The 19,963-nt window shown below is 46.1% G+C and carries 18 protein-coding genes; 7 read left to right on the top strand and 11 right to left on the bottom strand.

Annotation, left to right across the window (positions count from 1 at the left end; translation table 11 throughout):
• Positions 1 to 10 precede the first annotated feature (10 nt).
• Positions 11 to 1,366 (bottom strand): FAD-dependent oxidoreductase, encoded by a 1,356-nt coding sequence (locus GZK95_RS16000; protein ID WP_075715706.1) that lies wholly within the window; start codon positions 1,364 to 1,366, stop codon positions 11 to 13.
• Between the two features lie 146 nt (positions 1,367 to 1,512).
• On the opposite strand from GZK95_RS16000, the gene GZK95_RS16005 reads away from it, so the two are divergent.
• On the top strand, positions 1,513 to 2,166 hold the full coding sequence (locus GZK95_RS16005) for a GntR family transcriptional regulator (protein ID WP_075705970.1): 654 nt from the start codon (positions 1,513 to 1,515) through the stop codon (positions 2,164 to 2,166).
• 77 nt (positions 2,167 to 2,243) lie between these two features.
• Here GZK95_RS16005 and GZK95_RS16010 read toward each other — a convergent pair whose 3' ends face one another.
• The 3 genes from GZK95_RS16010 to GZK95_RS16020 form a co-directional block, all read right to left on the bottom strand.
• Positions 2,244 to 3,614: a YjiH family protein gene (locus GZK95_RS16010; protein ID WP_075715705.1), complete on the bottom strand. Its 1,371-nt coding sequence runs from the start codon at positions 3,612 to 3,614 to the stop codon at positions 2,244 to 2,246.
• A 288-nt stretch (positions 3,615 to 3,902) separates the two neighbouring features.
• Positions 3,903 to 4,568, bottom strand: coding sequence for a YoaK family protein (locus tag GZK95_RS16015; RefSeq protein ID WP_075705972.1), 666 nt, complete (start codon positions 4,566 to 4,568; stop codon positions 3,903 to 3,905).
• 174 nt (positions 4,569 to 4,742) lie between these two features.
• A complete protein-coding gene (locus GZK95_RS16020; protein ID WP_075705973.1) occupies positions 4,743 to 5,138 on the bottom strand; it encodes a GFA family protein in 396 nt (131 codons plus the stop codon).
• 73 nt (positions 5,139 to 5,211) lie between these two features.
• Here GZK95_RS16020 and GZK95_RS16025 point away from each other — a divergent pair, with 73 nt between their 5' ends.
• From GZK95_RS16025 to GZK95_RS16035, 3 genes are all read left to right on the top strand, one after another.
• A complete protein-coding gene (locus GZK95_RS16025; RefSeq protein WP_075715704.1) occupies positions 5,212 to 5,832 on the top strand; it encodes a hypothetical protein in 621 nt (206 codons plus the stop codon).
• 71 nt (positions 5,833 to 5,903) lie between these two features.
• The gene (locus GZK95_RS16030) at positions 5,904 to 6,200 is read left to right on the top strand and encodes an isoamylase early set domain-containing protein (RefSeq protein ID WP_075705975.1); all 297 of its coding nucleotides are present in this window, start codon (positions 5,904 to 5,906) and stop codon (positions 6,198 to 6,200) included.
• Positions 6,201 to 6,459: 259 nt separating this feature from the next.
• Complete coding sequence (locus GZK95_RS16035) at positions 6,460 to 7,713, top strand: peptidoglycan DD-metalloendopeptidase family protein (protein ID WP_075715702.1); 1,254 nt, start codon at positions 6,460 to 6,462, stop codon at positions 7,711 to 7,713.
• A gap of 64 nt (positions 7,714 to 7,777) precedes the next feature.
• Here GZK95_RS16035 and lldD read toward each other — a convergent pair whose 3' ends face one another.
• On the bottom strand, positions 7,778 to 8,917 hold the full coding sequence (gene lldD / locus GZK95_RS16040) for an FMN-dependent L-lactate dehydrogenase LldD (RefSeq protein WP_075715701.1): 1,140 nt from the start codon (positions 8,915 to 8,917) through the stop codon (positions 7,778 to 7,780).
• Between the two features lie 245 nt (positions 8,918 to 9,162).
• Positions 9,163 to 10,119: a hypothetical protein gene (locus GZK95_RS16045; RefSeq protein ID WP_075715700.1), complete on the bottom strand. Its 957-nt coding sequence runs from the start codon at positions 10,117 to 10,119 to the stop codon at positions 9,163 to 9,165.
• 263 nt (positions 10,120 to 10,382) lie between these two features.
• Here GZK95_RS16045 and GZK95_RS16050 point away from each other — a divergent pair, with 263 nt between their 5' ends.
• Both GZK95_RS16050 and GZK95_RS16055 read left to right on the top strand, forming a co-directional pair.
• Entirely contained in the window at positions 10,383 to 11,114 is a 732-nt protein-coding gene (locus tag GZK95_RS16050) for a M23 family metallopeptidase (protein ID WP_075715699.1), read from the top strand.
• Positions 11,115 to 11,239: 125 nt separating this feature from the next.
• Positions 11,240 to 11,743: a hypothetical protein gene (locus GZK95_RS16055; RefSeq protein WP_075715698.1), complete on the top strand. Its 504-nt coding sequence runs from the start codon at positions 11,240 to 11,242 to the stop codon at positions 11,741 to 11,743.
• Between the two features lie 50 nt (positions 11,744 to 11,793).
• Here GZK95_RS16055 and GZK95_RS16060 read toward each other — a convergent pair whose 3' ends face one another.
• The gene (locus GZK95_RS16060) at positions 11,794 to 12,441 is read right to left on the bottom strand and encodes a glutathione S-transferase family protein (RefSeq protein ID WP_075715697.1); all 648 of its coding nucleotides are present in this window, start codon (positions 12,439 to 12,441) and stop codon (positions 11,794 to 11,796) included.
• Positions 12,442 to 12,580: 139 nt separating this feature from the next.
• On the opposite strand from GZK95_RS16060, the gene GZK95_RS16065 reads away from it, so the two are divergent.
• Complete coding sequence (locus tag GZK95_RS16065; protein WP_075715696.1) at positions 12,581 to 13,429, top strand: LysR family transcriptional regulator; 849 nt, start codon at positions 12,581 to 12,583, stop codon at positions 13,427 to 13,429.
• 11 nt (positions 13,430 to 13,440) lie between these two features.
• Here the strand turns inward: GZK95_RS16065 and GZK95_RS16070 are convergent, their stop codons facing one another.
• The 4 genes from GZK95_RS16070 to GZK95_RS16085 all read right to left on the bottom strand — a co-directional run bounded on the left by GZK95_RS16070 (position 13,441) and on the right by GZK95_RS16085 (position 19,671).
• Entirely contained in the window at positions 13,441 to 14,391 is a 951-nt protein-coding gene (locus tag GZK95_RS16070; protein ID WP_075715695.1) for an endonuclease/exonuclease/phosphatase family protein, read from the bottom strand.
• 117 nt (positions 14,392 to 14,508) lie between these two features.
• A complete protein-coding gene (locus GZK95_RS16075) occupies positions 14,509 to 15,279 on the bottom strand; it encodes an AraC family transcriptional regulator (protein WP_075715694.1) in 771 nt (256 codons plus the stop codon).
• Between the two features lie 20 nt (positions 15,280 to 15,299).
• On the bottom strand, positions 15,300 to 15,833 hold the full coding sequence (locus tag GZK95_RS16080; protein WP_404817657.1) for a YbhB/YbcL family Raf kinase inhibitor-like protein: 534 nt from the start codon (positions 15,831 to 15,833) through the stop codon (positions 15,300 to 15,302).
• A 211-nt stretch (positions 15,834 to 16,044) separates the two neighbouring features.
• Positions 16,045 to 19,671: an Ig-like domain-containing protein gene (locus tag GZK95_RS16085; protein ID WP_075715692.1), complete on the bottom strand. Its 3,627-nt coding sequence runs from the start codon at positions 19,669 to 19,671 to the stop codon at positions 16,045 to 16,047.
• Positions 19,672 to 19,963: the final 292 nt, after the last annotated feature.

A 19,963-nucleotide genomic window follows, 5' to 3' on the forward strand; every position in this document is an offset into this window, starting at 1 on the left:
TTCTTAATCCTTACAGGCGTGAGCCGTTTTCAATCATGGTGGCGCGAATTTTCGCAACATCTAGGTCACGAATCGCCGAATCTGTATCAATTGCTTGTACTGCCGCAACACCAGCAGCGTGGCCCAATTCAAAACACTGAGCCGTTACGCGAGCAGAAGCTAGAGCTTCGTGTTCAGCACTTAAACAGCGGCCTGCGACGATGATGTTCTCACCAACAACAGGAACCAGTGTGTGGAATGGGATGTCGTAGTAATCATTAAGCAGCCAATGAAGTTTTGGCTTGTCACCTGAATGCAGCTCAATTGGCCAAGGCGTGCGACATACACCGTCTTCACGTTTGCGGCAGTTCACTACATCTTCGTTAGTCAGTGTTTCAACACCGACGATAGAGCGAGTTTGGCGGATACCCACTTCAACGCCCGTATCAACCACAAATGCGTCTTCACAACCCGGAACAAACTTGTTTAGGAAGCGTGCGTACTCGCGTACTTGGCGACGGCCAAATACTTCAGCTTCAGTAAAGTCAGCCGGATCAATCACGTTTAGCATGCGACCATCTTGGCCCGCTAGACGTGTGGCGTTAACCATGAGTTCGTTAGCACGAGTGGTTGGGAAAATCCAAATCTTGTGGCGTGGTAGTTCATACTCGCCGCTTGCGTTTGCTGCCAAGATATTTTCGGTTACTTTTGGTGGACAGATAGTATCTTCACCGTAGTACTCAAGGTACTTATCCATGTCAACACCACCGAAGCGGAAGAACATAGTTGGGTTTTGAATACGACCATTATCACCGAAGTAGTAATCCATGCCAGCACGGGCAACAACCGCTGCGTCACCGGATGCGTCGATGATCATCTTGCTTAGGATCACGCTTTGACCCGCATTAGATTCAACGATAACACCTTTAAATGCGTCGCCATCCATGATGACACCAGTTACTGCCGTGTGGAATAGGGTCTTAACGCCCGCTTGTTCTAGGAAGTCGTCAGCAACTTCACGCCAAACCAGTGGATCGTGAGTCACGGTAAATGTTTTGCCGTAACGTTGTGGCTCAGTGACGCCACCTTTGTTTTCTAGCGCCTGACGAAAACGTTCTGTAAAACCGTACACAACTTGCTCTGGTTGCGCGTCTTCGTTGTCAGTTGCCATGTACATGCCGCAGATAGTGCCTGATAGGCCCGCTACCGCTGCACCGCCACAAAAGCCGTACTTTTCAATTAGCCAAGTTTTTTTACCAAGGCGACCGGCGCTTTCCGCTGCAGCCACGCCCGCAGGACCACCACCGATGACTAGCACTTCTACTTCTGCCAACACAGGTAGATCCGGTGTGCTTTCATAACGACGGATAATGTTCCAAGATTTCATTCTTACCTCACTAATAGATAACTGATGTTCATCTGATATATCAGTTGTATGTTTTAAATATATTCCTAAATTCTTTTCTGGTACAATCAGATTGTTCTTAACGTGATATTGCTCACTAAAAGATTGAATAAAGGAATAGAACCTATATGAGCGTTAACGCAGTCAATAAGACCGAGGTTGCATACAGCAAGCTCGAGAAAATGATCATCTTCCGCGAGTTAGAGCCAGGGAGTATGGTGAGTGAGAAACAGTTAGCTGAAGAATTAGAGTTAGGACGAACACCCGTTCGTGAAGCTTTACAGAGGCTAGCGTATGAATGCATGGTCGAAATTCATCCTCGCCGTGGTATTCAAATTCCGACGATTTCGGTTGAAAGCCAATTAAAAATTTTGGAAGTTCGCCGTGATATAGAAGCGCTATGTGTTAAGTATGCGGCTTCACGTGCCAGTGTTGCAGAGAAGCAGCAGATGCTGCACTTGGCTGAGCAATTAGAGGTTTGTGCCGAAAACAAAGATGACCTGCTTTACGCCTCTTTGCTAAAAGATATTCATACGGTGTTAGTCAAAGCGGCAAGCAATGAGTACCTCCAGTTAGCCATGGCGCCACTGCAGGGACTTTCTCGTCGTTTTTGGTTTGCGTACAAAAACGAAGCGTCTGATCTGGTTGAGGCTTCATCATTGCATGCGGCGGTACTGCGTGCAGTGAGTCATACTGATGATGACGAAGCGGTTGCGGCTTCCCACCGCTTAAATGACTATTTGACAGATGTGGCTTACCGTTCGATCAAACCTCGTAAGTAACGCTGTCGTTGACCTTCCAGATATAAAAATGGCTACCCAAGAGGTAGCCATTTTGCTTATTTGATGTTTGTGTTTACTTAGAATATTAAGTGCGCGACACCTGCAATAACAGGCAGAGTGATCAGCGTACGTAGAACGAAAATTGCGAATAGCTCAAAGATATTCACTGGGATACGGCTGCCAAGTAGCAGTGCGCCCACTTCCGACATGTAGATCAACTGAGTAACCGACATCGCAGCAATCACAAAGCGAGTCATTTCACTGTCAATTGACGCCGCAAGAATTGATGGAATAAACATATCCGCGAAACCAATCACAATCGTTTTTGAAGCTTCTGCTGCTTCCGGTACACCCAGTAGTTCTAGATATGGAATAAAAGGTTGTCCAAGGAAGGTAAATACCGAAGTGTACTCAGCAATGACCAGCGCAACCGTACCTAAGCCCATCACAACTGGCAGTACGCCAAATACCATATCAACAGCATTGTGAATACCTTCTTGAGCGATGGTTTTTAGTGATTTCACTTTGCCCGCTTTTTCTAGTGCAAGCTCCATACCCCATGAGAAGCTAGAGTGCCCCATTGGGATAGCATCAGCGTCATCAGCAGGTTTTGTTCCATCAATAAAGGTATCTTTCTTGTAGCTGAGTGGTGGTAAACGAGGGATGATTACCGCTGCGACAAAACCAGCCAAACAGACGGCTGCGTAGAAAGGCAAAAACATGTGCTCTAAGTCAACTTGAGCAATAACCACTAGGCTGAAGGTAATTGAAACCGCAGAGAAAGTGGTGCCGACGACCGCAGCTTCGCGTTCGGTGTAGAACTTGTTTTCGTACTGCTTACTGGTTAGCAAGATACCTACGCTACCATCACCTAACCAAGACGCCATACAGTCAATAGCGCTACGACCAGGAAGGTTAAACACAGGACGCATCACTTTGGCGAGTAACGTACCGAATAGCTCAAGCAAACCAAAGTTAAGCAGTAAAGGAAGTAGTAAGCCAGCAAAAATAAACACTGAGAATAGTGTAGGTAGCAAGCCTTCTAGTACCAAGCCCCCTGTGTTTTCTTCCCAAATCGCTTTTGGACCGAGTTGGAAAAATGTCATGACGACCGCAATACCACCAATAACACGAACGGCTAACCAAAGAGGTGATGGATTAAATAATCCATTTAAGAATGGGCTGTTAGCAATCACACTTGGGGTTTTAACTCGACATAGCAAAGATGCCGCCGCCATAAATGCAACAATAGCCGTGACAATAGCAACCAATGAGTCACCAAACACCGCTTGGATAGACTTCGCTAGAACCGCGACAGGAATGGTGATATCACCGTTGTAGCTAATAGGAGCCATAAACAGGAACACACCGATTAGCGACGGGATCAAAAAGATCCAGAAGTGCGATTTCGGCTTACTTTGTCCGGTTGTTTGCGTTTTATTGGTCATTGCGTTTCTCATGTTACAACTAGTCAATAATAGTCCAATCCGTTGGCATACTTATTCACTAAACATCCCTATTTAATCAATTTGGCGCATGCTACTTGATTTTGCCTATAGGTGCAATACTATTCATTAATATTCGCTATTTATTCATCATAAAGCACTGTTAAGTGTATAAATTATAGACAGTTGTAAATTGGTCGCGACGAAGACAAAACTGAGGTGAAGATGAGAGTCGATCAGAACCCAGCAAAGGGTTCCGATCATGGCTTGTTTGCACAGATAAGAAGAGCGTTAGTTTGTATAGCGAGTGGTATAGAGATAGAACCAATAAACGATGGCTAAGCCGAGAGCTAGGGCTATTGGTGCCATCAGAGACGCGATTGCGTATGTGCCATAGAGTTTTGCCCCCATTACACCACCAAGCAAAAAACCACTAAAGATAAACAAAAACAGCTTAGCTTTACGGTAATCAAAGCGTTCGCCCCGCAGGCGTGCACCTATCATTATACCGAGGTCGGTAATGATACCGGTCATGTGGGTTGTTCGCACAACAGCGCCACTGAAGGTGGTGATCATCGCATTTTGTAGGCCACAAGCGGCAGAGGCGAAGTATTGACCTGAGGTGATATTGTCTTTGAGTAGTAGATAAGCGGCAAAAAGTAGTCCCGCTTCGATACAGAGTGCGACGCCATAGCGGCGACCCAACTTTAAGGCGGTACATTCGAAAAATGCGCCCGCAAGTGCAGCACCAATTAAAAAGCTGACGAGTATCATCAGTAGATGGCTGGTCATGCCATCGAGTGATTCGATACTGGTTCCCAGTAGTGTGACGGTGCCAGAGATGTGTGAAACGGCTTGGTGCTGAAAACCAAGTAAACCTATCGCATTGACAATGCCAGCCAGCAGGGCAAGAAGGAACGCTCCGTATTCCACCCATCGAGGTAGTCGAGAAATCACAATATTACTCCCAAGAACAAGGGGGCGATTATAGCGCTGACCGCTACTCGCTTAAAGGGGCGTTGAGTTAAAACTCTAGGAAAATGCACCGACCAAACCTAGCTTGATGGAAGACAAGCATAATCAGAGCAGTGACTTAACTTGTCGCGGTACAAAAAGTTACTCGAATGGCGGCTATACCTGACAGGCAAACTTTAGCCAAGAATGTTTGTGCTCTTCGTAAACGGCAAAGCTCGGCTGTGGTAAGTCTTGGCTATTGAACACCCCGATAGGAATGACCACAAAATCAGGTAGGGCGGAAAGTGTCAGCATCATAGTGCTGCCACAAGCGGGGCAAAAGGAGTATGAGACTTGATTGCCTGAGTCGCCTAAACGAGTGTATTCAACGACGTCACCACTGTAGGTAACTTGCGATTTGGTAAAGCGTGCTTGCACCCCAAATACGCTCCCCGTTCTTTTTTGACAGGCGAAGCAATGACAAATGGCAGTACGAATTGGCTCACCTTTGCAAATCAAACTCACTTGACCACAACTGCACTCTGCGGTGCGAACTTTAACATTATGTTTCATTGTCGATCCTTGAGATAACACGTAGGCACTGATATGTTGATCACTTTATAAGGATACACATAGTAGACTGAATATGAAAAAACGTCTGTTACCCATCCCACTTATTTTGCTTGTTCCCATCGTTCTACTGGTTATCGTGGTGGTGGCAGGTTTGTATCGCTTTAGCATGGATGATGAAGAGATACTGGCAAAGTTCCCTAACCAACATCAGCAGTATGATGTGGTTGTTAAGCAAATCTTTGATATTCAAACGCCCAATCCTTGGACAATTGAAGTGCCAGAGAGTGCTGCATTTGCCTACATTGACCAAGTTGATCCGGCACGACAAGTCGTCCTTGGTGCCTATGACTCGGGAGTGGAGCGAGGACAGGTGTCAGTTAGCACACAATGGCTCACCTTTGTCGATACCAATCAATATGTATCGGTGATGACAGTTTCCAACCAAGGTAGCGGCGTGTTTACGTATCTTGCGACGTTCAATTATGACGTTCAACGTAAGAGAATGGTGTTAGTTGATAGCGTGCTAATTGGCGATCGTGTTGTGGTTGATGACCTAAGTTATGATGCTGCGCAAGTTACCTTGAGCTATCGTTCTCATGGTGACAATCAGGCGATGGCAGATGAGCCGAATCAGCATAAAACGCAGTTAGTTACGGTCAATCCGGATTTGACACTTTTGTTGCACAATAAATAAACGGTTGTTTGTGTGATACAGATTGCCTATATTGAAAAGCGTTATTTTTCTTGTTGTTGATGGAGTAATAAATGATAAATAAGCGTTTCTTTAAAACGAAGGATGAAGTTGAGGTTACGTTTGAGCTACCTCAAGACCACGCAGACAAAAGTGTCGCGATTGTCGCGGACTTTTTGGATTGGCAGCCTGCTGCAATGAAAAAAGTCGCCAAAAGTAAGTCATTCAAGTTTAAAACTCGTCTGCCTAAGGACCAACAGTTTGAGTTTCGTTATCTTGTCGATGATGAGCGTTGGATTAATGACCCAGCGGCCGACCAATACAAACCAAATGGGTTCGGCGAAGATAATAGTTTAGTCAATACTTATTGATAATAAATTCAGATAGTTGCTGTTTAGTGACTATCGATGGCTGTATAAATGGGGCGCTAACGGCGCCTTTTTTGATCGCAAAGTGGTGATGCTAGGGTGACAAGTCGCTTATAAATACGTACTCTTATAGCCGTTTTTTAAGTATGGAAATCAAGGTTTTCATTCTCAGGATAAATAAAAATACGAATATCTATAAGGTCAAATTGTGCAAGTAAGAACAATAAAAGCACGCGTTTCGGATTTGTCGAAACGGAAAAAAATGATGCTTTTGAGTTTGCCACTCGTGGCGGTCGTCGCTATGACATCGATTGGCTCTCACTCACCAACTATCCGCACTATTGATCTTTCCCTTCCTGAATCAGGACTGGTTGAAACTCTGCTTCAAGAAAGTGTTGAATCTGCGGATATGCCAGATTACGAATATCAAATTCGTGTTGGCGACAACCTAAGCTCTATTTTTGAGCAGCTCGGGTTTGGATACAGTGACCTAATGAAAATTATGGAAACTGACCTTAACTACCTTGCTTTGGATACATTAAAACCCGGTAATACCCTGCGCTTTTGGCGTGATGAAGAGACGAAAACGCTCGGTAAAATGGAACTGGAATTCAGTTTGGTTGAGCGCGCAGTTTATACCCGAACCGACGATGGCGAGTATACCTTTACCGATGTGAAGATTCCTGGCGTATGGAAAGAGTTTCCTTTGGTGGGTGAAATCAACGGCAGTTTCTCTCAATCGGTGAATCGCCTTGGTTTAGGGATCACCGAAGTAGAGCAGATCGTCTCATTACTTAAAGACAAGATTAATTTTTCTCGTGACTTACGTGCGGGTGATAAGTTTGAGGTCGTCCAGTCTCGACAGTACGTTGATGATCTTTTGACTGGTAATCGCGAAATTCAAGCGATCAAAATATTTAATCGTGGTGGCGAATTTACCGCGTACCTGCACTCTGATGGTCAGTACTACGATAAAAATGGTGACAGCCTACAACGTGCTTTCCAGCGTAAACCTGTCAACGGTAACTATCGCTTAAGCTCGAATTTCAATCCGCATCGCAAGCACCCAGTAACTGGGCGAGTTGCGCCGCACAACGGGACGGACTGGGCGACACCAGTCGGTACACCGATTGTTTCAACGGGTGATGGTGTGGTGGTGATGACACGTAAACACCCTTACGCCGGAAACTACGTAGTGATTCAACATGGTAGTACTTATAAGACGCGCTACTTACACCTTAGTAAGATCTTAGTGCGTAAAGGGCAAAAGGTGACGCGAGGCCAACGTATCGGTTTATCTGGAAAATCAGGTCGTGTTACTGGACCTCATATCCACTATGAGTTGATTGTTCGCGGGCGTCCTGTTAATGCGATGAAAGCGAATATTCCAATGGCAAACTCGGTGCCGAAAAAAGAAATGGCGGCATTTAAAGCACGTCGAGATCAGCTGGATAACATGTTGCATCAGCAAGAGCTGAAAGTAGCGAAAACCAGCACCAGCCCAGCGTCGAGCTAACATAAAACCTACAATGAAAAGGCGAGTTTACACTCGCCTTTTTTGTGCCCGTTATTGTCGCAAGTTAAGCAAATTGAACCAAGGAATCTCGACCAAGATCGTCAATCGACTTAGCACCGGTTAACGTCATAGCGACGCGCATTTCTTTGGCATACAAGTCGAGTAGGTTTTCCACTCCCGCTTGGCCTTGTGCGGCAAGCGCATAAACAAATGAACGGCCAAGTAAGGTGCAATCCGCTCCTAGTGCCAACATGCGCACCACATCCAATCCAGTACGGATACCGGAATCGACCAAAATTTTAATATCACCTTTTACCGCCTCGGCGATATCTGGTAGCGCTCTTGCCGTAGAGAGAACGCCATCGAGTTGTCTGCCTCCGTGGTTAGAAACCACAATGCCATCAGCACCAAAACGCACGGCATCTTTGGCATCCTCGGTGTCCAAGATACCCTTAATCACCATAGGTCCATCCCAAAAATCACGAATCCATTCTAAGTCTTGCCAGCTAATGGACGGATCGAAGTTTGCACCTAGCCAACCGATGTAGTCCTCAAGTTTGGTTGGTTCACCTCGATAGGTAGAGATATTACCCAGATCGTGTGGTTTTCCTAACACGCCTACATCGAGCGCCCAACTTGGATGAAGCATCGATTGAAATACGCGACGCATCGCCGCATTTGGACCGCTCATGCCAGAGTGCATGTCCCGATAGCGAGCCCCGGGAACAGGCATATCTACGGTAAAGACGAGGGTGGTGACACCCGCCGCTTTCGCTCGTTCAAGAACATTGCGCATAAAACCGCGGTCTTTAAGCACATAAAGCTGGAACCACATTGGGCGTTCAATCGCTGGTGCGACTTCTTCTATTGGGCATACCGATACGGTTGACATCGTAAATGGAATCCCTTTATTTTCCGCAGCTTTTGCCGCTTGAACTTCGCCACGACGAGCGTACATGCCAGTGAGACCGACAGGAGCAAGAGCCATTGGCATCGCCAATTTTTCACCAAACAGTTCGGTTTCTAAGCTTAAATCTTCCATATTGCGCAGTACGCGTTGGCGCAGTTCGATTTCAGATAGGTCAGAAGTATTGCGTTTGAGAGTGTGTTCATTGTACGAACCACCATCAATGTAGTGAAAGAGAAAGGGGGGCAGTTTTGCTTTGGCTGCTGCACGGTAATCGGTTGAGGCTGAGATAATCATAGCGATACTTCCTGTCTGTTATGTTTGCGATTTGACGAGCAAACAGACCTTGTAATTGTGTTGTCGTTTGATGAAGCAGCGATAAGAGATCGTGTAACATCAGATGTAGAGTGCTTTTGATGTTACATAAATGTTATTTGTTGATAAATGAATTAAATGAAAATATTTGATTCTAAAATTGGGCTAATCGTTTCGTGACACTCAGGACTCTTATATTGATGGGTAAAAAGCGCAGGTTCCTCACTTTAAATGGTCAACCAAACTGCGTAGTTTGGGTCGCACTCTTGCGCCCATGTTTTCTCTTCTCTTGCTTGCAAGTAAAGTTGTAACCCTTGGTAGGAATGAAATGCCGCCGCACCGCCTAAAGTTGCGAATTCATCAAAGAAATCATCTTCTAATTGGCAAAGCTCTGCGAGTGTTCGCGCTCTTTTTTGCATCGCCCATTGAATCGCAAAGGCAGGGGCTGTGGCCCCAGACACTTTAACATCAGTAATGGTGGATTGAACGCTAAGCAGACTTTGTTGCTCTTGTTCAATTTGTTGGCTTTCCGCTTCTTGAAGCGTGATTTCTTCAATGATTTGCCTGCGTTTAGTATGAGAAAGCCGTTTATTCAGCTTTGCGATTTGTAAGGCGTAGCCAAACCGATTCGGAGTCAAGATCTCCACTAACTGAGTAAGCAGTTCTTTGTCGACTCCGACCCCTTCGACATAGAAATCGATGCATGCCGTGATTGATAGGTACTGGGTGCCATCAAACTCAAAGTTTGCTGTGTCATCGATAATTTCTAGCGATTGATCGTCAATGCTTAGAGCCCAACCGTTAAAGGCAATTCGTTGTTTAGCGATTTGATACATTTGCCAAGCGCTTTTGCCAAATCCGCCCAATATTGCACCAGAGAACTCGCTTTCGATCAGTTCTTGCTCTGTCCAGTTTTCACCAATTGCGATGTGTTTGGTGTATTTAGTGAGTAGGGCTTGCTTCAGGTGCGCGCGCAATGACCAAATAGAACGAACATGACGAGGATAGCTCAGCGAGCAACACTCTCGACACGCGGGCAGTGATAATAGCGGGTGCGACAAATTGGATGCAATATTACAACTGTGCGGAAAGTCTAAGTGTGTGGACGATGGCTCACCACAAAACCAGCAGGTATGGCGAAAGTGAAAAGGTACATCAATGGTGTTATAGGCTTGGCGTGACATGATGGCATTAAATTAAGTCGCTTTGGGTTAGTTTACCCGTTTATAGGCTCGATGTAATGATGCTATTTGCTGTCGGTATACCCGCTATATCATTTTGCAGGAGACTATGGTGTCTGTCCTTATAAGAGAGGCGTTGAGTTAAGTACAGTATTGATACATAACGTAATTATTATCGCTTGGTAGTGTGATGCTTGTTGCAGAGAAGCGGGTAAGTGCAAGGTAGGATAACGGTTTTGAGCTCAAACGATTAAGGGCGTTCAATTATGACGACACAACTCGATTCTTTACGTGGAAGTGGATCTTTTTTCTGCCGTATCTTAACACTGTGTTTTCTTCTACCCGTATCGCTCGTTTCTGCCCAACAAGATCTACCACCTTATTCTCAAACAGAGTTGATATTGCCATTTCGTCATGCGGCTTTTGTCGCGCTTGATGGCACGGGACACGGTGGCAACAACCAACGATATGCGCTCGATATGGTACCTGTTGATCTTACTGACAGTGATGAGGTTGCCGAATATCAGAATTTTAATCTGACAGAGTGGTTGGCTAAAAATGCGATTAGCTCAGTTGAGCAATACCCATGTTTTGGTGAGCCAATTATCGCGCCTGCGGGAGGGGAGGTGATCGAAGTGGTGAGCGACCTTGCCGATAATCCACCGGGAAAGACCGATGCGGAGAACATGTCTGGTAACTTTGTGATGATCGCTCATGGTAACGGCGAGTTCTCTTACTTGGCGCATTTTAAACAAAGAAGTGTCACAGTAAAACAGGGTGATGTTGTGAGCCAAGGGCAAGAGTTAGGTCAATGTGGCAATAGTGGGAACTCGCATGGTGCACACCTACACTATCATATGCAAACGGACCCAAAGCTAGCTAACCCAACCGGTATAGCGCTGCGCTTTAGCAATATTTCTATTCTCCAACAGCCATCAAGTACATCACCGAGTCAGCACGACCTTATTCAGGTGATAAACCATTCTGACCGCAACTGAGTTATTAAGGGAGGAGTGCAAATTGGTCTAAATGAGTTAACTTTGTATCATCATTGGTGATTATTTGTTTTGATATAGAGTATTGAGTACCATATGGCTGAATGCGGACGAAGAACGGTTAAGCAATGAAATTACTAGCGGATAAAACTGGCGAACAGTTTCTAAACATATTAGAGCAGACCGGAGACGTCGTGGTCGTCCAGTTTATTAGCAATGAAGGGCTAGCGAAAGGTCGACCGTTTCAGGATTCTTTGCGAGGCCTGACGCTCGCTGGGTGGACGGAGCGCACCACTTCTACCGCAATTGGGCTGTACCGATTTAAGCAAGGCTACTTAGAAGACGCACATGTGAGTTTTGCTCTGCATCAGTTGTACCCGTTGGGAAGAAAAGTGAAGTTGCCTTTGGGGGGGATTGCGAAAATTGCTAGCTATGCAAACTCACACACCGATGGCTATTACATGTATGTGGTAAAAGAGGGCGAAACCAATCTTACTCGTCTAAAAATGACGCCAGATTGGGTCTTACTCCCTTCTGAAAAGCTTTTGGCTCTACCCTTTTACCCACTACCGAAAACTCAACAAGAACTTGATGCGATTGATGAGTTTCAGGCGTGGGCTGGAGGTTTTTAACCCCCGTTTAAATTGTGTCTAGTCTCAACCTCTCATAGGTCAAGCTCTGCCTACACCTCTACGCCAGCCTCATCTTCGATCACGATGTCGGTTTCAAGACTTGCTTCGTGCAGCCAAGGTTGCAAAGAGTCACTGGTAAGAACCCTTTGTTGATATTTTTGTGCCGCTTGCGACAACGTAATACCATAGGTTTGAAAGCGTAAGGCAACGGGGGCATACATTGCGTCGGCAATTGACCACTCACCAAATAACCAGCCATCAGGGTATTGATTGGCTTGCTCTGACCAAATGGCGTCAATTCGGGCAATATCTTGTAATGCGCCTTCGCTTAGCTCAACTTTACGGCGTGCCCGTATGTTCATTGGCAGCTCGTTACGCAGATTCATAAAACCAGAATGCATTTCAGCGGCAAGCGCTCGCGCTCGGGCGCGCTCTCCAACATCACTTGGCCATGCTTGTCCCTGTAAATACTGCTCGTTGATATACTCCAAAATGGCGAATGAATCCCATACAGTCACTTGCTGATCAACCAGCGTGGGGACTTTAGCTGTGGGAGATATCGTCTCAAGTGACTGGTAGAAGTCGGTTGTAAAGAGCTTCAACTTGGTCACTTCAACGTCTAACTGATAGTGAGAAAAGATAAGCCACGCTCGTAGCGACCAACTAGAGTAATTTTGATTGGCAATGTATAAGTGCATGAATGTCTCCTTACCGTGTTTTGTGACGAAATGTCCATGATGGTCTTGCTGGTTACTTACAATATCGGATTGTTTTCTTTGCCACTAACGGATAGTTTTAATACCACACTTCAATAAAATCGATGGATGACTTTCGGCAATGGACATAGATGCGTTACGCAGCTTTCTTGCGTTTGTAGACACAGGCAGTTTTACGCGTGCAGCAAAGCAAATAAACCGCACTCAATCGGCGTTTAGCGCACAGATGCGCAAGCTAGAAGAGGAGTTATGTGTCAGTTTGTTTGAGAAAGAGGGGCGCAATCTAGTATTGAGTGAAGCTGGGTTGGCACTGCGAACTCACGCGGAGCAAATTGTAGGTCTGCATAGTCAAGCGGTGCAAAATGTGAAGCGCTATGAAAACAAACGTCCGCTGCGTCTTGGATGCCCAGAAGACTACAATGACAACCTCTTACCTAATGTGATTCGAGTTTTGCAGCAAGCCGAACCGACGTGCTCGATTCACGTTTTTAGTGAACCCAGTGTCAGCTTACGAGAAAAGCTGGATAACGGAGAACTGGATGCAGCGATAGTGACACGCGCTCCCCAGAGCGAAGAAGGGTACTGGCTCGCAAGTGATAAAGGGGTTTGGATCTGTCATCCTGAGTTTGATATTGATGGCGTGACATCATTGCCTTTGGCGCTGTTTCAGAGCGATTGTAAATACCACGCTGCCGCAATTGATGGGTTAGTTAAGCGTGGGATCGCCTATCAGTTGCTGGCCTGTTGCAATACCGCTTCTGCTCAGCGAGCAATTGTCAGCGCCGGCATGGCGGTTGGCGCAATGGGAAGAATGAGCGTCAATAACGAGCTTAAAATTATAGAGAATATGCCACCGCTGCCCGCCGTCGATATTGTCTTACTGACGGGGATTGAAGCGCATCCGCTTTTAAACAAAACGTCACTGGCGGCACTGTCGCAGCTCACTTATGTCTCTTGTGACGATTTGTAGACGTTTTATTCTTACAGTACGAACTGAACGGTGACAGCAACAAATGCATGGTCACTCGCTTGTTTATCTTGCTCGTAATTTGGATTGATTAGGTGCTTATCCCGCACTTGATACTGTTTGACGTCAGCCAAGGAGTGGGGCGAATTAGGCTGAAACTCCTGCGAAACTAAGATGTAATCTAATACGTTACCTTGAGCGAAATGGTAGTGGGTTGCGGGGCGTGCTCGTAATGGTTCATTCAGTGTAAAGATATCCCAACTATCTTGTAAATTAAGCGCTGTCAGGGATTGGTCTACAGGGTGAGTCAGTAAACCGGTAACGTGATGGGCTAACGACTGATTCATGTCTCCCACTAGTACGGTAGGCATCGGGTGCGTTTGATATTTCAGCTCCATAAATAAGCGCAGCATTACAGCTTCCCAGCCACGTTGTTGTGTTGAGAGCCACTGTCCAATAATTGGGTGTGAGTATTGCTCGGAATCGCTCTGTGTTGGGCGTTGAGATTTGAGATGGCAAACATAAAAGGCGATGTCACCCACATCCGGAACGTCAATCACAGCAAAAATGGGTGGGCGACTAAACGACGGTGGCTCAATAGAGTAGTGTTGAGCGATTAATGATGACGATGTTACGGGCTCGACATGCTTAAATGGGTACTTAGAGGCAACTGCAACCACGGGCTGTGAGTGAATGTAATCACTCTCAATATGTGGAATGGCGACGGTAGCAAAGTGCGAATAACCCAGCTCTGTGACCAGTTTTTCCGCCGCCTCAATACTGAACACTTCTTGCAACCCAATGACATCAGCATCTAACTCAAGAATTTGCTTTTTTGTCCACTCACATTTGGCATGCCACGCTTGCGTGTCATAAATGTTTTCAAAATCATAAAAGGCATTGGGTGGCTCAATGAAGTTGAAGAGATTAGCGGTCGCTAAGGTGAGGGTGGTGTTGGTGATCAATATATGCCTACCATAAATCAAGCGAAATTCTCTACTCAGCTTAATCGAGACAAGAGCAATTAGAAACAACTAACTGACAAACATTACCGCAGCGCTACGCCTTGGTTGAGCTTAATTTTATAGCGTGAGCTGGTACTGATGCGGTGTCATACCAAACTGCTGCTTAAATCGTTGACTAAAACGTGATTCTGATTGATAACCACAGGCAAGGGCAGTCTCTATTTGGCTATAGTCTCTTTGCAGTAGAGTGATGGCATGATTCATACGGATTTCCGCCAACACATCGCGAAAGCTTGCACCTTCTGCGGTTAACTTCCGTGCGAGCGTCGCTCGGCTCATTGCTAAGTGCTGCGCAGCGGTTTCGATACGGTGATCATCACCAGGTGCTGAGTTTAAGTAATTGGCGAGTTTATCTCGTACTAACTGATGACGGCTTGGGAATAATTTTACCAACGCATTGGCTTGTTTTAGTTCGGCATAAAAGCCGAGCAGCAGTTGTTGCTGAGTTTCAGTAGCAAGGTTTTGAGTGTTCATCTCACTGATAAAGTTAAAGCAATACTCTAACTGTGGTGTTGTCGAGAGTTGAGGTTTGCTCGCTGACACGTCGATGTCAGCTTGCTCTGTCCATGCGGCTGGTGGCTGGAAATTGAATGACATCGCCCGAGAGTGAAATTGCTTTTGCTCTGGAGTATTGACGAAAGTCAGGTATTGCCCTGCGGGAACTAGCAGCCAGTTAGTGCGGTTAAACTCATAGCTTTTTTCATGCCACCAAAGCTGTTTAAAACCTTGTTCGACCCAAATAATGGTTGGCGCATGAACAAACACATTGTTGAGTGGTTGCTCACGCTTACCGCGGTAGTGAGCGGTATGGACTAGTGGTTTATTCATGTCGCCTCTTCCAATCTTAATTATTCATTCACATAGGTCGCTGTTAATGTCGCTTTATCGAGCGCGTTAGCATTAAGCATATAACCTATGATCGCATTTGATGCGCCTTGAGGGATCGCAAGTTTTTCTGTCGGCATTGCCCAAACAGTAAATTGATAACGATGCATTCCGTCCCCTTTAGGTGGACAAGCGCCGCCGAAGCTTGCAATGCCATAATCATTTTTCATTTGCACCCCATTAAAGCCTTGAGTCGCTTGTCCACGTTCAATCGCGTTGACGCTAGCTGGGATATCTATCGCTACCCAGTGCCACCAACCACTGCCCGTAGGTGCATCAGGATCGTAAGCCGTAATCGCAAAGCTTTTGGTGCCTGCTGGAACATCCTTCCAACTCAGTTGTGGTGATAGGTTGTCACCACTGCAACCAAAGCCATTAAACACAAAGCTATCGGTCATGCGAGAGCCTTCTTGGATATCTTGACTGGTCAATGTCATGGCTGAACTAACAAATGATGTTGCCAGCAAAACCGAAGCAATTAAAGTGCGTTTCATCATGGTTTCCTTTTGGTTATTGAACGCTAACCATGATAAATACTGACTAGTAAGTCTAAGTCGCAAAAATGCTCAATTGCAAATTAAATTTTCTTCAAATGAGCTTTTGTGTATGATTTCTTAGGGAAAAGAAGGGCAAAGTTGGTTGGAACAACCAGAGAAATAAAAAAGCCCAGCGGTTAGGCTGGGCTCGAAAGCACTGAATTAAGTGTGATTATTTTGGATCTAGACCCAGTTTCTGTAGTACTAGTCTGAAGTTCTCACGACGCTCTTTGACGTTGTGAACATCACCAGTGGTACAGGTTAGGTCAGGACAGCCACGGTTGACGATACCTGATACATCATCGATGAACTGAGAGCCTTGCAGGCCGCTATCAACGTATTTCTTCAGTTCGTTGTAGTAGTTCCAATCTGCGTATTGACCACCTTCGTCATTGTAAGCCTGTACTGACGTTACCCAGTAGAATAGACCTGCAATCCACTTGATCTCTTTGTTCTCTTCTGAGCTACAGATCAAACCTGGGTTTGAACAGAAATCAAGTTCAGCGTATAGCGGGTTCGCTGGTGGCGCTTCAACGGTCACACCGTCAATGGTCTTACCGATAGTTTCAGGGTCAACGTGTGAACGACCTAGGTAGTGGTTTAGCGTACCGAAGTTTTGACGACCTGTTGTCTGGATTACACCACGACCCCACCAGCCACAGCCTTCAACGCTCTCTTCACTGCTGCCATCCCAAATAAAGCTACCTGCTTTTTGACCAACATAAATCTTACAGTTGTCACGTTCCCAAACTTGCTTAGATGTATCGACATTTTCCGGAACATCGTTACAGTGACCGTTGTTCGTCCAGCGACCTGCTGCACCGTTAACCAATAGACCGCGTTCTTCTAGAACGGCATCTGGTGCTGCGAATACTGGCGCTGGTGCACCGTACCATTTAGCGTGAGTTAGCGCGCTCACTTCCATCTTGTTGTCACGTGGACAAGAGTAAGCATGGTCTAAGCCAGAGACTGGGTTAACACCGTAGTCAGCATATTTCTGACCAAGCTGACCACAGCTCGCGGTCATTGGGTAATCCGCAGGTGCACCGTACTTAGTTTCAGACCAGTTGTTCTCGTCACATGCGTTGTAACGGATAGTTTCCTGCATACTTTGCGCAAGGAAGGCAGCAATCGCGACTTTAGCGTAAGTGATGTTAGTGGCATCGTCTGCTTCGTCGTTCATTAGCCAGAACTTGTTACCTGCAACACCGATGTTGTGCATGGCATTCAAGCCGTCTAGGAAGTCGTTCCACTTGTACACAGTTGATGGAATCCACTGTGACTGCGGCGTTTCGTATAGGAACGCTTCGTTGTCCATCGCATGTTCCGCATCAGCTAACTGTTGGTTCAGCGCTTCGATACGAGTTAGCGAACCTTTCTCAAGCTCTTCACCTACGTAGTAAAGTGGGACTTTCGCGCCTTGGTAAGCTTCAATTTTTGCCGTTAGCGCTTGGCTATCTTGGTCAAACGTTAGCGCAAATACGTTGCTGAATGCCGCTTTGCGTAGTTGTGGTTTGCCCGCAGAATCACCCATAAAGTAACCAGATGCTTGGTCAGTAGGGATATTTGCAAGCATCGCTGGCGTTTTCACGTAGTCAGAAACTTGCTTCACGTACTCAAGCGCGTTGTGCCATTGATCGCTAGTTAGTGCATCCGTTGACGCTGACTTAGTGAATACCACGAAGTCTGCTTTGTTTGCTGCATCCGCTTTGTAAAGCTCAAGTGTCGCTAGTAGGTCTGCGCTAAATACTGATGCTTCATCCCATACTGATTGACGACCAGAGTGCGTATCGTATGCGAAGTCGCCAATGCTTAGTGACCAACCAAAGCTTGCTTCAGGTGCGATAGTGCTGATGATTAGGTTATGCGCTTGCGCCCAACCTTTTAGATCGTCAGACAGTGCATTGATAGCGTCGATATCGATTTGGCTGCCAGTGATATCCATAGCATTCGTCAGTGCTTGCTTAACGGCTACACTGCCAAAAGAGGCTCCTTTATCTAGCGTTGCGACATCGAGAACATCACTGCTTAAGATGATAGATGAAGTGCCAGCTAGTTCTGCTTGTTCAATGATGGTTACAAACGCGCGGGTCAGTTGGTCAGTATCAGCCAGTGCATCACTGTTTGCTGCTGCAATTGTCATAGTTGCAGGAGCATCGGTTGATGGGCTAGCCACAACAAACGTATTTGGCCAACCTGCCACTTCTAGACGTACTGGGTCCATTGGGTTTGGTAGTGACAGTAGTGGCGCAGTGCCAGGCTCCGTGCCATCACAGTTTAGGTGTAGTGACCATGAATCATCGCTACCTGGAATCGATTTGGTCCAGTAGATCGCTGAGTATGCGATGTTCTTATGTACCATGATGTCGCCGCCACCAGCGTGGTCACCACGAGTCCAATCTGGGTAAACGTTGAAGCCGGCACACAGACCACCTGGTGGTGTGACTGGTGGCGGCTCAACAGCTGTCTCTTCAACAGTGATGCGAACTTGAGAGGTTGCCGATAGGTTTTGAGCGTCAGTTGCAATTGCTTTGAGTGTCACGTTGCCAGCGTTAGTTGGCTGCCAATGACACTGGAAGTTTTGCGTGGTGTTGGCATCAAAGTTACAGATCTCTTGGTTGTTCGCTTTTACTACCACTTGAGATAGGTCTTGGTCTGCATCAGTCGCGCTTACCGAGATAGAGATTGTTTCTTCCGTTTCAAACTTTGAGCCAGTTGCCGGCGCTAGGAAGCGTACTTCTGGCGCAACAAAGCTCTCTTCTTCTTCAACCACAACAGTAAGTGTGTTTTGCTTAACGATTTGGTTGTCTTTATCTAGAACCACAATCTTAAGGTTCGCGTTACCCACTTCACTTGGTGTCCAAGTTTGAGTGTAAACAGTTTGCTCAGGGTTAATTACACGCTGACCTAGCTTGCGGTCGTTCGCCCAGAACTCAAGCTTAGTGATAAGTTCGCCATCGACACGCGCTTTGATAGCTGTCGCTTCACCAACCGTCAGAGTTTGACCTTGACTCGGTGTCATGAAGGTGAGTTCGTGCACTTCAGGTACAACTGGTGGCTCAACGACATCTGCTTTTACGCTAATGTTGACCGCTTGCTCTTGAGTTAGACCGGTTTTGTCTTCAACAATCGCTTTAATAGTGTGAGTGCCTTCGCCCGTCGCTTTCCAGTTTGCTTGGAAAGGAGCTTGAGTTAGGCTCGAAACTTGTGCGCCATCAACGAAGAATTTTACGGTTTTTACTTCTGTATTGGTTGCGGTTACGTTGGCACGCATTGCCACGTTTTGGCCTTCAGTGAACTCAGCGCCATTGACTGGAGAAGCCAGTTGGATAGAGAGCTCTGGTTCACCCACTTCGGCGTCATCCGCGATTAAACGAACTGTATTTTGAAGTAGCGCTAGATCAAGTACACCACTCACACCCAGTGTGAGTTCAATTTTGTCACCAGCTTGCAGCTGAGATTTAATCCAACTACCGGTATCGAATGATAGCGCAAGCGTGTTGTTAAATGTGTCACCTTGAGCATTGCTGCTGAACTGCATGCCTGGGTAGCTAACCCCTTGCGCAGACCAAGATGGTGTTGACATTGAGATGTTTGATTTAAACACAACTTTAGCGCCGCGCAGTTCTACTGGCTTAGCACCGTCATTGGTAAGAGTGACTTTGTACGTGTTCCACCATTGGCTTTCAGAACCAACGATGTTTGCATCAGTGCTTACCGCAGCTTGGGCGGCTGGTAATGCCATACCGATAGCCAGTGCTAGCATGGTAGGCATTAGAGTTAGTGTGCTTTTTTTCATTTTATCTAATGTTCTTAAATAGATGATTAAATAGGTATTTGTTAATTTAATTAACAAATAATCTACTGTTTGTACGGCATTAGACAGAAAGCCCCGATATCCATCAAGACAGATGTTTCCTACAAAATTGGCATGAAATGTGTGATTAGTGTCAAGATGTGAGATCTTGATGCCATATGTCGGCTGAAATTCACTTGACAGTTTTTAAGTGGCTGAAATTTTCTGTGTAAATAGGGAGCAAGATCAATAAATTAGGGGCATTTATTGCGATGGGAAACCAAACCAAAAATGG

It is taken from the genome of Vibrio panuliri (assembly GCF_009938205.1).
GTDB lineage: Bacteria > Pseudomonadota > Gammaproteobacteria > Enterobacterales > Vibrionaceae > Vibrio > Vibrio panuliri.

Bases quoted from the DNA above. Each gene is read 5' to 3' on its own strand.
- GZK95_RS16010 (WP_075715705.1), bottom strand. From the start codon at position 3,614: ATGACCAATAAAACGCAAACAACCGGACAAAGTAAGCCGAAATCGCAC.
- GZK95_RS16085 (WP_075715692.1), bottom strand. From the start codon at position 19,671: ATGAAAAAAAGCACACTAACTCTAATGCCTACCATGCTAGCACTGGCT.
- GZK95_RS16030 (WP_075705975.1), top strand. From the start codon at position 5,904: ATGATAAATAAGCGTTTCTTTAAAACGAAGGATGAAGTTGAGGTTACG.
- GZK95_RS16045 (WP_075715700.1), bottom strand. From the start codon at position 10,119: ATGTCACGCCAAGCCTATAACACCATTGATGTACCTTTTCACTTTCGC.
- GZK95_RS16020 (WP_075705973.1), bottom strand. From the start codon at position 5,138: ATGAAACATAATGTTAAAGTTCGCACCGCAGAGTGCAGTTGTGGTCAA.
- lldD (WP_075715701.1), bottom strand. From the start codon at position 8,917: ATGATTATCTCAGCCTCAACCGATTACCGTGCAGCAGCCAAAGCAAAA.
- GZK95_RS16035 (WP_075715702.1), top strand. From the start codon at position 6,460: ATGATGCTTTTGAGTTTGCCACTCGTGGCGGTCGTCGCTATGACATCG.
- GZK95_RS16075 (WP_075715694.1), bottom strand. From the start codon at position 15,279: ATGAATAAACCACTAGTCCATACCGCTCACTACCGCGGTAAGCGTGAG.
- GZK95_RS16080 (WP_404817657.1), bottom strand. From the start codon at position 15,833: ATGATGAAACGCACTTTAATTGCTTCGGTTTTGCTGGCAACATCATTT.
- GZK95_RS16060 (WP_075715697.1), bottom strand. From the start codon at position 12,441: ATGCACTTATACATTGCCAATCAAAATTACTCTAGTTGGTCGCTACGA.
- GZK95_RS16050 (WP_075715699.1), top strand. From the start codon at position 10,383: ATGACGACACAACTCGATTCTTTACGTGGAAGTGGATCTTTTTTCTGC.
- GZK95_RS16005 (WP_075705970.1), top strand. From the start codon at position 1,513: ATGAGCGTTAACGCAGTCAATAAGACCGAGGTTGCATACAGCAAGCTC.
- GZK95_RS16025 (WP_075715704.1), top strand. From the start codon at position 5,212: ATGAAAAAACGTCTGTTACCCATCCCACTTATTTTGCTTGTTCCCATC.
- GZK95_RS16000 (WP_075715706.1), bottom strand. From the start codon at position 1,366: ATGAAATCTTGGAACATTATCCGTCGTTATGAAAGCACACCGGATCTA.
- GZK95_RS16065 (WP_075715696.1), top strand. From the start codon at position 12,581: ATGGACATAGATGCGTTACGCAGCTTTCTTGCGTTTGTAGACACAGGC.
- GZK95_RS16055 (WP_075715698.1), top strand. From the start codon at position 11,240: ATGAAATTACTAGCGGATAAAACTGGCGAACAGTTTCTAAACATATTA.